Raw genomic sequence first — 13,793 nt, 5'->3', positions numbered from 1 at the left:
GCCTACCGCCGGGTCCCTGCGGCCGAGGTCGGTTCCGGCAGACATCCCGAACGCGGCGGACCGGACCGTCGCACCACAGCCGGAGGACGGTCCATGTCGTGATCCCGGGTCGCGCTCCGATGCAGGCCGGCGTTGTACCGACGCGAGAGGCGGTCTCGTGCCGCCCGGGCACCGCAGGCGCGGGCGTCGGACCGACCGGGCGGCGTGCTGACGGGCTCGCCCCCCGTGGGCTTCCGGCTCCTGGTCCACATCGTCGTCCTGTACCCGCGACAGCGGGGAGTATCGCCGAGAACGGCGGTGCATCCGGTCACCGGGCGCCGGTCGAGGTGCCGGGGCGCGGCAGGAACCGGTGGTGCAGCGGGGCGGCCCCAGCGCCTTCCTGGCTCCATGGCAACGGGATACCGTCGCGGTCGCCGCCGGGCTCGGCCGGCCGCTGGTCGGCCTTGTCGTCGGAGGTGACGACGGTGGGGTCCGTGGTCACTGTTCCGGTGGTGGCCGCTGCCGAGGCGGCGCGGCGGGCGAGAAGTCCCACGGCGGACGGACATGGAGGATCGGGTTCCGGGCCCTCGGCTACGTTCGCGCAGGGTGCGGCTCGGTTGCACCGCGTGTGCGGCGCGGTAGTAGGCCGCGAACCGCGACGGGTCACCGGAACCCACCTCGTGGCGATCTCGGCGACGGTCGCGGTGCGCCGGTCTGCGTCGCTCAGGTCGCGGTGGGCGCGATCCAGACGCACCGGGTTGCGGCGGGGCGGAACCCGGGTGGTCCTGGGCTCGTGCCGTGAGGTGTGGGCCGCGACGATTCGGGTAGCTGCACGGCACCGGGTCGAGTACAAGCTCGCCGTTCCGCCCGGAGCGCTCCGCGCGCGACGGACCTGTGCTGGGAGCCGACCATGGAGAATCTCGGATCTGTGCCCCACGGCGGTCGTACCTCACCGCCCCGACCGGGCGCGGAGCGACCGTTGGTGACCCACCCTCATGACGGCACGACGGTCATCCGGACACGGGGCCATCTCGACTCGGCCTCCGGTGGCCGGTTGTTGCGCCTCCTCGATGCGGAGATCGAGATGGCCCGGACCGGTCACCGACGGCTCGACATCGTCGTCATCGACGTGTCGGCGTCGGACACGATCAGCCGAGGTGGCCCCGAGGCGCTCGGGCACGCGCTTCATGCCTGTAGCCGTCGTCGGATCGGCTTCGCCGTGGCCGGGACCTTCGACCTGCGTTTCCTGTCGCCCGCCGCGCAGCGGAGGTTGGCTGCGCTCACCTGGTACCCGACCGTCGAGGTCGCCATCACCTCCGTCACCGGGCGGAGGTGACGTTCCCGGCGGATGTCCGCCGACGCCGGGTCAGGCGCGCTCCACCCGGTTGCGGCCCGCGCGCTTGGCGGGGTGGAGCGCCGCGTCGGCCTCGGTCGGCCCTGGACGGGTGCACCCCGTCGCGGGTGACGGTTGTCCCGGGCTGGCTCCGCGACCAGCTGCGTGGTGTCGATCGGCGACTGGGTATCGACGCCGAACTGGTCGTCACCGCACTCATCGCCGACGCTCATGATCACGGGGGTGGGGTGGACACCGTCCGCATCTACGTGCATCGCCGACCTGTCCAGGTGCGCGTGGAGGTCGATGACGGGCTTCCGCAGAAATCACCGACGGTCGGCCGGTCGCGGCTGGGTGGATTCGGCGGACGCGGGCTGGCCATCGTCGACTCGGTAGCCAGCTGGGGTGTCGTGCGCCGGTTGCGGAACCAGACGGTGTGGGCCACGGCCGGTCCCCGGCAGAACCGCGGAGTCGGGGGAGGGGACCGATGAGGCTGCCGGCGCGGATCTGTCCGCCGGAGGTGCTGCCGCTACCCGACAGCGCCCGGTTCGGCCAGGTCGGGGCCGTGGCCGTTCCGGGGCTCGGCCTGTCGGTCCGCGGGTGGGAGCCGACGCTGTCGTGCCTGGGTCTGCCGTTCCCGGCGACGGCGCTGGCGCTGCCCGCCTACGGGGTGCCCGCCTCGCCGCGGGCACCGCTGGACCCGCGGTCGTCGGCGCGGCGGCTGCTGCGGCGGATGGACGACCTCGGGATCGGATCCGCCGTGCTGCTCGGCCACTCGGCGAGCTGTCAGGTCGTCGCCGAGGTGGCTCGTTCCGCCCCGGGTCGGGTGCCTGCCCTGGTGTTGGTGGGCCCGACCGCGGACCCGCGTGCCGGGAGCTGGGCTGCGTTGGTGCGGGGGTGGCTGCGCAACGTGGTGGCCGAGCGCCCGGGGCAGGTGCCGCAGCTGGTGCGCGACTACACCTACAGCGGCATGGTCAGCTTCGTTCGCGCGCTGGAGGCCACGCGGCGCCACCCGTTGTCCGATGCGGTCGGCGGGTTCGGTGGGCCGGTACTGCTGCTGCGCGGCGTTCGCGACGGGATCTGCTCGGCCGACTGGCTCGCCCGGCTCGCCGCCTCCGCCGCGGCGGCCGAGGTCGCCGACGTCGCGTCGGCGGCGCACATGGCGCCGCTGACGCACGGCGCCGAGATGGCCGCGGCGCTGCGCCCGTTCCTCGCCTCCGCCGGGAGCGGTCGGCCGAGACCCGAGCCGCAGCCGGCCCGCCCGGCGTGACCCGCACGGCCACTCCATGTCCCGATGGTGGACGACCACGACCATCCCGAGCTGAACTTCGACCCGCCCGACGACACCAAGGTCTGGCTGGAGTGGCGCGGGCCGCGAGGGGTGGCCCCCGCGGCCCGCGTCCGGTGCTCAGCGGCTCCCGGCGCGCGTGCGGCGCGGATCCGGGGCGGCCTCATCCGGGAGGCGGCGCAGGAATTCCGCTTCCAGCGCGAGCATCCGGGTGGTGTGGACCTGCAACGCGTCCTCGGTCCCACCGAGGACGGTGTCGTGGCGGGTTGTGTGCAGGTGGGTCATCTCGCGGCACAGGTCGTCGTCGGCGAGGTCGAGCGGGGCGACGCCGCGAGTGGCCGCTGCGTCCTCGCCGGACGTGCCGACGTCTGCGTCGCAGGCGTCCGAGGAGGCACCGCCGTCGGGACGCAGCCCGGGCGGAGCGGTCATGGTGGCCTCGGAGTCCTGGTCGTGGTCCTGGTCGTGCCGCAGCGGATCGGTCATGACAAGCGCCTACCCGGTACCCGCCGCCGTAGGCCCGGCCGCACCGCGGCCGGACACGCGCCCCGCCCGTCGCGCGGACGGGACTCTCGTCGTCACCGGTTCAGTAACGCAGCCGCCCCGGGAACGAGCGTGGAACGACGACGGGAATCAGGCGTGCTGAGCCGGCGGTATGGGCAACGACGGCGCGTGGCGGTGTCCGCCTCAGGAGCCGGCCGGTGAACCCTTGGCGCTACCGATCCCTGCGCGCCGAGGTGCTCGCCGCCGCGCCCTCGAACGGCGCCGGCCCGAGGACGTGCAGCTGACCACGGGGGAGGGTCCCTGCGTCGTCGCGCTGCGTAGCGGCCGTCCGGTCCTGGTTCCCGACCTGGGCCTCGACCCGCGGTGGCCCGCGTTCGTCGCTGCCGCCCGCGAGCACGGCGTGTCCGCCTACGCCCTGGACCTCCCACCGGAGGAGGCCCTGCTGCTGATGCGCGCCCGGGCCTTCGCCGACGGCACCACCGTCGACGCCCTCGCCCGGGCCCTCGCCGACCGCAGGCTCCCTGCCCGGCTGGAACCGCCGGACGCAGGGACCGACCGACGACCGCGGGCGATCGCCCCGGTGTGCCACCGTGGGCCGGCGGCGCACCTGCCGGCCGCAGCGTGGGGCGTCGAAGGAGCAGGACATGCAGCAGTGCGTGCCCGACGAGGGCGGCATGCCGGCCGAGCAGCTGCAGCGGGCGGTGGACCGCCGCGCCCGCATCGAGCAGGCCGTGGGGTGGTCGGCCCAGCAGCACGACCTCCCCCGGAGCGGGCGCACGTGCTGCTGCGCGAGGCGGCGGACCGCCGTGGCGAGGCTGTCGCCGACTGGCGGACGCCGTGCTGCGTCGCGACGACGTGCTCGGGCCGTCCTGAGAGCGCGCGCCGCGCCGCGCCGCGGGGTGACCGCCGCGCACCGGGGTCAGGGGCGGTTCCCGGTCGCCGGGTGTCCGACGACCAGCGGGTCCGGTGTGGCGACGACGGCGACGTCCTTCGCCGGGTAGTCGAGCCCGGAGAGCAGGCAGCGCATCGCCTCGACCCGCCCGCGGCGCTTGTCGTCGGAGTCGACGATCGTCCACGGCGCGTGCTCGGTGTGGGTGCGCTCGAACATCGCCTCCTTGGCCGCGGTGTAGTCCTCCCACCGCGCCATTCCGGCGAGGTCGACCGGGCTGAGCTTCCACTGGCGCAACGGGTCCAACACCCGGATCACGAACCGGGTGCGCTGCTCGGCGCGCGACACGGAGAACCACAGCTTCAGCAGATGGATGCCGTCGTCGACCAGCGAGCGCTCCAGGCCGGGGACCTCGCGGACGAAGCGCTCGTACTCGTCGTCGGTGCAGAAACCCATGACCCGCTCGACGACGGCCCGGTTGTACCAGGACCGGTCGAACAGCACGATCTCCCCGGCTGTGGGCAACTGCTCCAGGTACCGTTGGAAGTACCACTGCCCCTGCTCGGTGGGCGTCGGCTTGTCGAGGGCGACGACCCGGGCGCCGCGCGGGTCGAGGTGCTCGGTGAAGCGCTGGATGGTGCCGCCCTCGCCGGCGGCGTCGCGGCCCTCGAACAGCACGACGACCCGGGCGCCGGAGTCCTTCACCCATGACTGGAGCTTCAGCAGCTCGATCTGCAGGGCGCGTTTGGTGCGCTCGTACTCCTCGCGCGGCATCCGCTCGGTGTAGGGGTACTCCTCACACCACGTCCGGACCTCCCGGCCGTCGGCGTCGACGAGGACCCCGTCACCGTCGACGTCGTCGTGCACGCTCCAGGTGTGGGTGTCGTCGAGCAGGTCGACGGTCCGCAACGCCTCCCGAAGCTCACGCCGGGTCGACGCGGAGCGCCCCGCGACGTCGGGCAGCCCGCGGAAGCCGTCCACCGCCTGTCCGATCGACGTCATGGCACCCCTTTCTCCGTCTCCGTGCGGAGGTACCCGGCCCCGGCCGGGCGAATCGTCCGGAATCGCCCCGCCGCCCCATCCGTGCAGGACCGCTCGCGAGCGGGTAGCCGTGACGGGTGAACCCGCGACGCATACTGGACCCCGCGCGGCACGACGAGTCGCTACGCGCGCTGCTGCTCGGCCTGGAACTGTCCGGCCTCGACGACGGCACCCTGTGGTCGAACTACCTGGCCCTCGGCGGCACCCGAGGGCCGGACGGTCTGTCCGCGCTGCTGCGCGGGGAGCACCCGATGTCCGCGCTGGAGCACGACGTGATCGCCCAGGTCCTGAACGAGACGTTCCTCGACCAGGGTGCGGACCATCCGGTGCCCTACGCCGACGAACTGCCCCGCTCCTGACGCCGGGCCACGGCGTCCTCGACGACCCACCGCGCCACGTCGGCGAGCTTCATGTTGGTCTCCTGCGAGCTGGTGACCAGGCGGCGGAACGCGGCGTCGTCGTCGAGCCCGAAGCGCTCGATGAGCACGCCCTTCGCCCGGCCGATGATGTCGCGGCTCTCCAGCGCCCGCTGCAGGTGGGCGGTGTGCTCGGCGCCGTGCAGGAGCATCGCGGCCTGCACCGCGAAGAGCCCGGCGACGGCGTGGGCGGTGTCGCCGAAAGCATGCGGGTTCCGCGCGTAGAGGTTGAGCGCTGTGTGTGGGCCGGTCCGGTGAGCCAGTCCGGTCGACACGATCGAGCGGTAGCCCAGCCGCGTGGCTCGCGGTGCGAACCGCGGCCAGCGCGCCGCGTCGGGGCCCGCGAGGTCGTCGGCGTGCACCACGCCGGAGGCAGGGGGACGGTCGGCGGCGTCCACGCAGGGTCCCTCACCGAGCCGGCTCTGCGTGGTGTCGAGCCGAGCGATCCGGGGAGTGCTGGGATGGTGCGACGTGACCCGCCGCCCGTGGGTGCGGGAGATGCCGCCGCCCTCGGCGCCGGGCACGGTCGCGACCGCGGCGGTGACGATGCCGCGCAGCGCGTCGTCGAGGTCGGTGATGTGGCGGGCGGACACCAACCCGGCCGCTGCATCGCGCAGCTCGGCGAGGACAGCCTCGGTATCGGGGGGCACGGTCATAGCGGGCACCTCTCCGTGTGCCGGGTGGTCCCGGAGTCGTCGTGTGCGGTGTCGCGGTCGAGGGCCTCGGCGATCGCCTCCCGGGCGTGGGCCCCGATCAGGAGCCCGGTGTGCCCACCGGGAACCTCCATGTTCACCGCCTGCGGATCGGTGCACACGCGTGGCGGGGCGACCCGGTCACCACGGCTGTAGATGCAGGTGAACGGCACCGTCGCGGGTACCGGTGCGCGCTGGGCGTCGCGGAACCCGCGGCAGCACCGTCCCACGAGGCATGCGGTTCGGGCGACCCCCGTGAGGCCGGCGGTCCCGACGCCGGTCAGCGCGGCGACGGTGACGAGCATCGGCGCGCGCAGCCCGACGAGGCGGAACGGCGTTCCGACGGTGATCAGGCCGGACACGAGTTCCGGACGGCGGTGGGCGAGGGCGCGGGCGAACTGCCCGCCGCGGCTGTGTCCGACCAGGCGCACCGGTCGCCCGGTCGCGTCGGCGAGTTCGGCGAGCTGTAGCTCCAGTTGGTCGGTGGTGGCGCGCCCGCACCCCAACCCGGCACCGACGGCGGCCGCGACCACGGGATGGCCGCGGGCGCGCAGCCAGCCCGCGAGCGGGCGCAGGAACGGGGCTGTGGTGCCGAGACCGCCGAGCAGCAGGACCGGATCGCGGTGGACGTGCAGGTCGGGCCACGCAGCCGGTTCGGCGGCGGGCATCGTCAGCTCGCCGGCCTTCTCCAGACCTGCGGCGACGAGAGCGGTGAGCACACGGACCTCCGGTCGGGGCCCTCCGCCTACCCGGCACGCCCGGACGCATGCGTGGCGCCGGAACGCGGTGGGGCGCGCCGCCACGACGACGGGTGGGGTCCGGACCGTCCGGGTTCGCCTCGCACTGCAGCAGCTCGATGTGTCGGAACACGTGTCGACCTCCTGGCCGCTCGGGTCGCCGCCGGTTCCGGCGGCGGGGCCCTCCTACCCCGGTGCGACAGGATGATTCCGATGACCGTCATCCGTCCCGGATCCGTTCGGCGGTGCGCGTCCGGTACGCGGCCCGTCGCACTGCGGCGCCGTCCTCGAGCCCGGACCCGATCGCGCCGGCCACGGTGCCGACGACGGTCGCCATCAGCGCGGTGGCCAGGTAGTCGCCGAACCCGGCCCGGTGCCCGATCTCCTGTCCGAGGTAGTCGGGCGTCACGATCACCAGGAGCGCGGCCAGCGCGAGCGCGAACAGGACGGCGGTGTAGGCGGCGACGCCGAGCACCACGGTGACCACGGTCGCCGAGTTCCTCAGCCCGGTGCTGGGCCGGTCGCGCCGGCGCGGGTCGCCGCGGCGCTCCCACAGGCCGTGCCCGACGACCAGCCAGCCCCCGTGCACCATTACTGCGCCGGCCAGGGCCACCGCGAGCCGCCAGCCGGGCATCGAGGCCGCGAGCGTCCAGATACTCGGGTAGAGCACACCGAACGCGGCGCCCGCCAGCCCGCCGGCCAGCGAGCGGGTCAGGCCCACCGTCAGCGCCCACGGCCGGTTCACGTGCACCATCCCGGCCAGCAGGCGCAGCGCGCCGCCCCGGCGGGCGGGCACGGTGCCGGTGGAGCCGGACCCGGGGTCGAGATGTTGGGCGGCCATCGTCGTCACCGCGTCGCCGACGGCGCGCCGGGCGCGGTCGCGCAGCCGCAGTGAGCCGAGTGCGGGCAGCGACACGACGGCGACGCAGTCGTCGGCGACATCGGCCACGACCGTCCGCCCGCCGGAACGCAGCGGGACGTCGGTGAGGCAGACGGCGAGGTCCCAGCCGGTGTCGGCGACCCGCTCGCGGGCCTTGTCGATCAGGTCGGTGTCCGGGCTGCCGAGTGACTCGAACGCGTCCCGGCCGGTGACGACGGTCCAGCCGACCGCCCGCCCCGCCACCTCGCCGGGCAGCTCGTCCTGCAGCCGCGGCGCGATGTCGCGAGCGACGTCCTCGGCGAGGTCGGGGTCGGCGAGCAGCCCCACCACCAGCCACTCGCGACCCGCCGTCTCCCCGTCCGGGCCGTCGTCATGAGCCGGTCCTGTCATGGGGTGGCGCCTCCCCGGGGCCGACCGCGCGAAACCCGGCATGGGGTCGTGTCCGCGGGCACCGGGCGGCACGGGACGACCGACGCCCAGCTGGTGTCGACCAGCGCCTCCCTCGACGTCGATCACCCGGCGGCCGGAGCGGACGTCCGCCCGGGACACCCGGGGACCCACCCGTCGGACCGGCGGGGGTTTGGGGCGGTGGTGACCGGGCACACGGGCGGGTGTGGGAATGCGTGAGTGGATCGAGTCCTGGCCGGTCGCCCGGCAGCTGACCGGCACCGACCCGCTCGGCCGGGGCGTGGCGTCCCGATCGGCGGGCACCGACCGCACGGTCGCCCGGACCGTCGAGGCCGACGGCGTCACCAAGTCGATCTGCCCGTTCTGCGCGGTCGGGTGCGGGCAGAACGTCTTCACCCGCGGCGGGCGGGTCACTCACGTCGAGGGTGACCCGGACTCACCGATCAGCCGTGGACGGCTCTGTCCCAAGGGCTCCTCGACGCTGTCGCTCGTCACCTCCCCGCAGCGGGTCACCACGGTGCGCTATCGGCGCCCGCACGGCACCGAGTGGGAGGACCTCGACCTCGACACAGCGCTGGACATGATCGTCGATCGGGTCGTGGAGACCCGTGAGCGGACGTGGCAGGACGTCGACGAGGAGGGCCGGCACCTGCACCGCACCATGGGCATCGCGAGTCTCGGAGGAGCGACCCTCGACAACGAGGAGAACTACCTCATGAAGAAGCTCTACACCGCCCTCGGCGCGGTCCAGGTGGAGAACCAGGCCCGTATTTGACACTCCTCCACGGTTCCCGGTCTGGGAACCTCGTTCGGCCGTGGTGGGGCCACCAACTACCAGCAGGACCTGGTCAACTCCGACTGCATCGTCATCCAGGGCTCGAACATGGCCGAGGCCCACCCGGTGGGCTTCCAGTGGGTCATGGAGGCGAAGCGACGCGGCGCGACCGTGATCCACGTCGATCCGCGGTTCACCCGCACCTCGGCCGTGGCGGATGTGCACGTGCCGTTGCGCGCCGGCACCGACATCGCGTTCCTCGGCGGGCTGATCCGGCACGTCCTGGAGACCGGGGCGTACTTCGAGGAGTACGTGAAGGCCTACACCAACGCACCGATGCTCGTGTCCGAGGAGTTCCGCGACACCGAGGACCTCGACGGAGTGTTCTCCGGGTTCGACCCGGCGACCGGCACCTACGACGTGCACTCCTGGCAGTACGAGGACGCCGATGTCGAGGCCAGTGCCGGGCTGCGCGACGAGCGGGCGATGGTGCAGGAGCACGAGCACGCCGAGATCTCCGGGTCCGGCGGCGCCCCGTTCTCCGCGACCCCGACCCGTGACGACACGCTGCAGCACCCGCGCTGCGTGTTCCAGGTGCTGCGCCGCCACTACGCCCGCTACACCCCGGAGATGGTCGAGCAGGTCTGCGGGATCTCCCCGGAGAACTTCCGGGCGGTCGCCGACGCGCTCACCCGCAACTCCGGGCGGGAGCGGACCTCGGCGTTCGCCTACGCCGTCGGCTGGACCCACCACACGGTGGGCGTGCAGTACATCCGGGCCGCCTCCATCCTGCAGTCGCTGCTCGGCAACATCGGGCGGCCGGGCGGCGGGATCCTCGCGTTGCGCGGCCACGCCTCCATCCAGGGCTCCACCGACATCCCGACGCTGTACGACATGCTGCCGGGTTACATCCCGATGCCGCACGCCCACCGCGAGCAGGACCTCACGACCTTCATCGAGTCGAACTCGGGCGACAAGGGCTACTGGGGCCACATGGACACGTACCTGGTGAGCCTGCTCAAGGCCTGGTTCGGCGACGCCGCCACGGCCGACAACGGCTTCTGCTTCGACCACCTCCCACGCCTCACCGGCGATCACTCGTCGTTCCGGACGGTGATGGCGCAGGCCCGCGGCGAGGTGCCGGGCTACTTCGTGATGGGGGAGAACCCCGCCGTGGGCACCGCGAACGCCAAGCAGCAGCGCCTCGGGCTGGCGAAGCTGGAATGGCTGGTGGTGCGCGACCTCAACATGATCGAGACCGCCACGTTCTGGAAGGACGGCCCGGAGATCGAGACCGGCGAGATGCGCACCGAGGACATCGGTACCGAGGTGTTCTTCCTCCCCGCGGCCAACCACACCGAGAAGGACGGCACCTTCACCAACACCCAGCGACTGCTGCAGTGGCACCACAAGGCCGTCGAACCGCCGGGGGACTGTCGCAGCGAGCTGTGGTTCTACCACCAGCTCGGGTTGCGCCTCAAGGAGCGTCTGGCCGGGTCCAGGGACCCGCGCGACCGCCCGCTGCAGGACCTGACCTGGGACTACCCGGTCGAGGTCGGGCCGACCGGCATCGCCGAGCCGAGTGCCGACGCGGTGCTGCGGGAGATCAACGGCACCGACGCCGACGGCCGCGCACTGTCGTCCTACCTGGACATGAAGGCCGACGGGTCGACGTCGGGCGGCTGCTGGATCTACACCGGTGTCTACGCCGAGGAGGTCAACCGCGCCGCGCGCCGCAGGCCGGGACGCGAGCAGGACCTCGTGGCCGCCGAGTGGGGCTGGGCGTGGCCGATGAACCGCCGGGTGCTCTACAACCGGGCCTCGGCGGACCCGGACGGGAAGCCCTGGAGCGAGCGCAAGAAGCTCCTGTGGTGGGACGGGGAGCGCTGGACCGGGCCGGACGTGCCGGACTTCCCGGTCAGCACACCGCCGGACCACGTCCCCGCCGAGCAATCACGCGGTGCCGAGTCGATCGCCGGCAACGAGCCGTTCGTGATGCAGGGCGACGGGCGGGCATGGCTCTACGCCCCGGCCGGGCTGCTCGACGGGCCGATGCCGGCGCACTACGAGCCGCAGGAGTCCCCCGTGCCCAACGTGCTCTACCCCCGGCACCGGGCCAACCCGGCGCGTCAGCAGTTCCCGCGCCCGGACAACACCTACAACCCGCCCGGGGACCACTTCCCGTACGTGTTCACGACGTTCCGCGTCACCGAACACCACACCGCGGGCGGCATGAGCCGGTGGACGCCGCACCTCAACGAGCTGTTCCCGCAGATGTTCCTGGAGGTGTCCCCGGAGCTGGCCGCCGAGCGTGGCCTGGTGGACAACGACTGGGCGCATGTGGTCACCGCGCGGTCGGCCGTCGAGGGCCGGGTGATGATCACCGAGCGGGCCAAACCGCTGCGGGTCGGCGACGGCTCCGGTGGCACGACGGTGATCCACCAGATCGGCGTGCCCTGGCACTGGGGCCCGAACGGACTCTCCACCGGGGACGCGGCCAACGAGATCCTCTCGGTCGCGCTCGACCCGAACGTACACATCATGGAGACCAAGGCCGCGACCTGCGACATCCGCCCCGGACGGCGGCCGCGCGGGCCCGACCTGGTCGCCTACCTCGCCGACCGGCGGCGCGCCGCCGGGTTGGAGGACCAGTGAGCAACTCGTGGTACGGCCCGTTGGCGGACCCCTCCGCCGACGCCGGCTACGCCGAGGACCACCCCGACCGGGTCGGCTTCTTCACCGACACCAGCGTCTGCATCGGGTGCAAGGCGTGCGAGGTCGCCTGCAAGGAGTGGAACGCGCTGCCCGCGGACGGAGTCACCCCGCAGGGCGCCGGGGGCGACGTCCTCGAGTCGGCCGGGATGGGCTACGACAACACCGGCGGACTCGGGGCGTCGAGCTACCGGCACGTCGCGTTCGTCGAGCAACGCGTTCCCGCGACCCGTTCCGCCCAGACCGACCTGGGCATGCCGGCGATGGACCTGCCCGGCTCCGTCGACGCCGGTGAGCACCGCGCCGACGCCACCGAGGTGCGGTGGCTCATGTCCTCGGACGTGTGCAAGCACTGCACCCACGCCGCGTGTCTCGACGTCTGCCCGACCGGCTCGCTGATCCGCACCGAGCACGGCACCGTGCTCGTGCAGGAGGACATCTGCAACGGCTGCGGCTACTGCATCCCCGCCTGCCCGTACGGCGTCATCGACCAGCGCGAGGGCGACGGCCGCGCGTTCAAGTGCACGATGTGCCAGGACCGGCTCGGCGCCGGCCTCGCCCCGGCCTGCGCGACGGCGTGCCCGACCGAGTCCATCCAGTTCGGCCCGCTGGAGGAACTGCGTGCCCGCGCCGACGAGCGGCTGGCGACGCTGCAGGCCCAGGGTGTGGACGGCGCCCGGCTCTACGGCCGCGACCCCGACGACGGCGTCGGCGGCGATGGCGCGTTCTTCCTGCTGCTCGACGAACCGGAGGCCTACGGGCTACCACCGGACCCGGTGGTCACGACCCGGGACCTGCCGTCGATGTGGCGGCACGCGGCGGTCGCCGCGGCGACCGTCGCGGTTACGGTCGCCGCCGCGTTCGTCGGAGCCCGCCGGTGACCGCCGACGGCACCGGTCCCGCCGCCGGGCAGGCCGCGCCCGGACCGGACGTGGCCGACGAGGCCCCCGCCGGGCACGACGACACCCGCCCCGGGCCCAGCCGCGCCGAGCGACGGCGACGCCGCCGGGGCGGCCGCGGCGAGCGGCTGATGGTGCCCGAGGCCGACTTCCGCAGCTACCACGACCGGCCGATCATCAAGCCGCCGGTGTGGAAGGTGCCCGACGTCCCCGCCTACCTCTATCTGGGCGGTGCGGCCGGGGTCTCGGCGTCGACGGCGGCGCTGGCCGACCTCACCGGCCGGCCCGGACTGCGTCGCTCCGGTCGGCTCGTCGCCGCGGGCGGGGCGGTCGCCTCGGTCGCGTTCCTCATCCACGACCTCGGCCGCCCCGAGCGGTTCCTGCACATGATGCGGGTGTTCAAGCCGACCTCGCCGTTGTCGGTGGGATCCTGGATCCTCGCCCCGTTCGGCACCGTCACCGGGGCCGCGGCGGCCTCGGAGGTCACCGGGCTGCTGCCCGGCGCCGGGCGCGCCGCCGGACTGGTCGGCGGGCTCCTCGGCCCGGCGATGACCACCTACACCGCCGTGCTGCTCGCCGACACCGCCGTCCCCGGCTGGCACGAGGCCTACCGGGAGCTGCCGTTCGTGTTCGCCGGGTCGGCGCTCGCCGCAGGCGGCGGGTCGGCGCTGCTGACCGGGCACGGGGACGGGCCGCCGCGGCGCATCGCCGTCGCCGGAGCGGCGCTGGAGCTGGCCGCCACCCACCGCACCGAGACCGCGATCGGGATGAGCGCGCACGCCTACCGCAGCGGCCGCGCCGGGCGGGTGCTGCGCGCCGCCCGCGCCGCGACCCTCGGCGGTCTGGTGGCAGCGCTGGCCGGACCGCTGCTCGACCGGCTGCGCCCGGGCTCACGACGGCGCCGCCGCGGGTTCGACGCCGCGGCCGGGCTCCTGCTCAACGCCGGGTCCGCCGCGACCCGGTGGGGCGTGTTCGACGCCGGCATGGCGACCGCGTGGGACCCGGCCTACACCGTCGTCCCACAGCGGGATCGGTTGCGCCGTCGCGAAGCCGCCCGCACCGCGGAGGAGGAGCGCGGCGATCTCGGCACCGTGCCGCCGGGCGAGGCCGTCACCGCGGGGGACCTCCCCGGTCCGGACCCGGCGGGTGCCGGATCCGACGGCGGACCGGCCTGGTGAACCCCCGGCGAACAGGGTCGGTACCGCCGGGGACGGTCCGGGCGTCCTGACCGATCGCACCCGCC

Annotated in this window: 13 protein-coding genes; 7 read left to right on the top strand and 6 right to left on the bottom strand. The window is 73.9% G+C overall.

What is annotated here, in order from left to right; translation table 11 throughout:
• Positions 1 to 307: 307 nt before the first annotated feature.
• Positions 308 to 481, bottom strand: a complete 174-nt coding sequence (locus ATL51_RS28040) for a hypothetical protein (RefSeq protein WP_157818245.1) — start codon at positions 479 to 481, stop codon at positions 308 to 310.
• 582 nt (positions 482 to 1,063) lie between these two features.
• On the opposite strand from ATL51_RS28040, the gene ATL51_RS06425 reads away from it, so the two are divergent.
• The 3 genes from ATL51_RS06425 (at position 1,064) to ATL51_RS06420 (ending at position 2,582) form a co-directional block, all read left to right on the top strand.
• A complete protein-coding gene (locus tag ATL51_RS06425) occupies positions 1,064 to 1,315 on the top strand; it encodes a hypothetical protein (RefSeq protein ID WP_157818244.1) in 252 nt (83 codons plus the stop codon).
• Positions 1,316 to 1,440: 125 nt separating this feature from the next.
• Positions 1,441 to 1,803, top strand: a complete 363-nt coding sequence (locus tag ATL51_RS28035) for an ATP-binding protein (RefSeq protein WP_157818243.1) — start codon at positions 1,441 to 1,443, stop codon at positions 1,801 to 1,803.
• The gene (locus tag ATL51_RS06420) at positions 1,800 to 2,582 is read left to right on the top strand and encodes an alpha/beta fold hydrolase (RefSeq protein WP_100878015.1); all 783 of its coding nucleotides are present in this window, start codon (positions 1,800 to 1,802) and stop codon (positions 2,580 to 2,582) included. Before ATL51_RS28035 ends, ATL51_RS06420 begins: the two co-directional genes overlap by 4 nt.
• Before the next feature lie 138 nt (positions 2,583 to 2,720).
• Here ATL51_RS06420 and ATL51_RS06415 read toward each other — a convergent pair whose 3' ends face one another.
• Complete coding sequence (locus ATL51_RS06415; RefSeq protein WP_100878014.1) at positions 2,721 to 3,083, bottom strand: DUF6158 family protein; 363 nt, start codon at positions 3,081 to 3,083, stop codon at positions 2,721 to 2,723.
• Between the two features lie 937 nt (positions 3,084 to 4,020).
• On the bottom strand, positions 4,021 to 4,992 hold the full coding sequence (gene ppk2, locus ATL51_RS06405) for a polyphosphate kinase 2 (protein ID WP_100878012.1): 972 nt from the start codon (positions 4,990 to 4,992) through the stop codon (positions 4,021 to 4,023).
• A gap of 116 nt (positions 4,993 to 5,108) precedes the next feature.
• Here ppk2 and ATL51_RS06400 point away from each other — a divergent pair, with 116 nt between their 5' ends.
• Positions 5,109 to 5,390: a hypothetical protein gene (locus ATL51_RS06400; RefSeq protein ID WP_073575163.1), complete on the top strand. Its 282-nt coding sequence runs from the start codon at positions 5,109 to 5,111 to the stop codon at positions 5,388 to 5,390.
• Here ATL51_RS06400 and ATL51_RS06395 read toward each other — a convergent pair.
• The 3 genes from ATL51_RS06395 to ATL51_RS06385 form a co-directional block, all read right to left on the bottom strand.
• Entirely contained in the window at positions 5,363 to 6,103 is a 741-nt protein-coding gene (locus tag ATL51_RS06395) for a GAF and ANTAR domain-containing protein (RefSeq protein WP_100878011.1), read from the bottom strand. The two genes, ATL51_RS06400 and ATL51_RS06395, sit on opposite strands and share 28 nt — an antisense overlap.
• On the bottom strand, positions 6,100 to 6,858 hold the full coding sequence (locus ATL51_RS06390) for an esterase/lipase family protein (RefSeq protein ID WP_100878010.1): 759 nt from the start codon (positions 6,856 to 6,858) through the stop codon (positions 6,100 to 6,102). Before ATL51_RS06390 ends, ATL51_RS06395 begins: the two co-directional genes overlap by 4 nt.
• Positions 6,859 to 7,096: 238 nt before the next feature.
• Complete coding sequence (locus tag ATL51_RS06385) at positions 7,097 to 8,146, bottom strand: hypothetical protein (protein WP_157818242.1); 1,050 nt, start codon at positions 8,144 to 8,146, stop codon at positions 7,097 to 7,099.
• Between the two features lie 223 nt (positions 8,147 to 8,369).
• Here ATL51_RS06385 and fdh point away from each other — a divergent pair, with 223 nt between their 5' ends.
• The 3 genes from fdh to nrfD are packed head-to-tail and all read left to right on the top strand — an operon-like array spanning position 8,370 to position 13,728.
• A complete protein-coding gene (gene fdh / locus ATL51_RS06375; RefSeq protein ID WP_100878007.1) occupies positions 8,370 to 11,594 on the top strand; it encodes a formate dehydrogenase in 3,225 nt (1,074 codons plus the stop codon).
• Positions 11,591 to 12,532 carry a 4Fe-4S dicluster domain-containing protein gene (locus ATL51_RS06370; RefSeq protein ID WP_100878006.1) on the top strand — a complete coding sequence of 314 codons (942 nt, stop codon included), beginning with the start codon at positions 11,591 to 11,593 and terminating at the stop codon, positions 12,530 to 12,532. Before fdh ends, ATL51_RS06370 begins: the two co-directional genes overlap by 4 nt.
• Positions 12,529 to 13,728, top strand: a complete 1,200-nt coding sequence (gene nrfD, locus ATL51_RS06365) for an NrfD/PsrC family molybdoenzyme membrane anchor subunit (RefSeq protein WP_322789657.1) — start codon at positions 12,529 to 12,531, stop codon at positions 13,726 to 13,728. Before ATL51_RS06370 ends, nrfD begins: the two co-directional genes overlap by 4 nt.
• Positions 13,729 to 13,793: the final 65 nt, after the last annotated feature.

Origin of the sequence: Pseudonocardia alni (assembly GCF_002813375.1) — a bacterium.
GTDB classification, from domain to species: domain Bacteria; phylum Actinomycetota; class Actinomycetes; order Mycobacteriales; family Pseudonocardiaceae; genus Pseudonocardia; species Pseudonocardia alni.
This window is presented reverse-complemented; position numbering and strand designations above follow the sequence as displayed.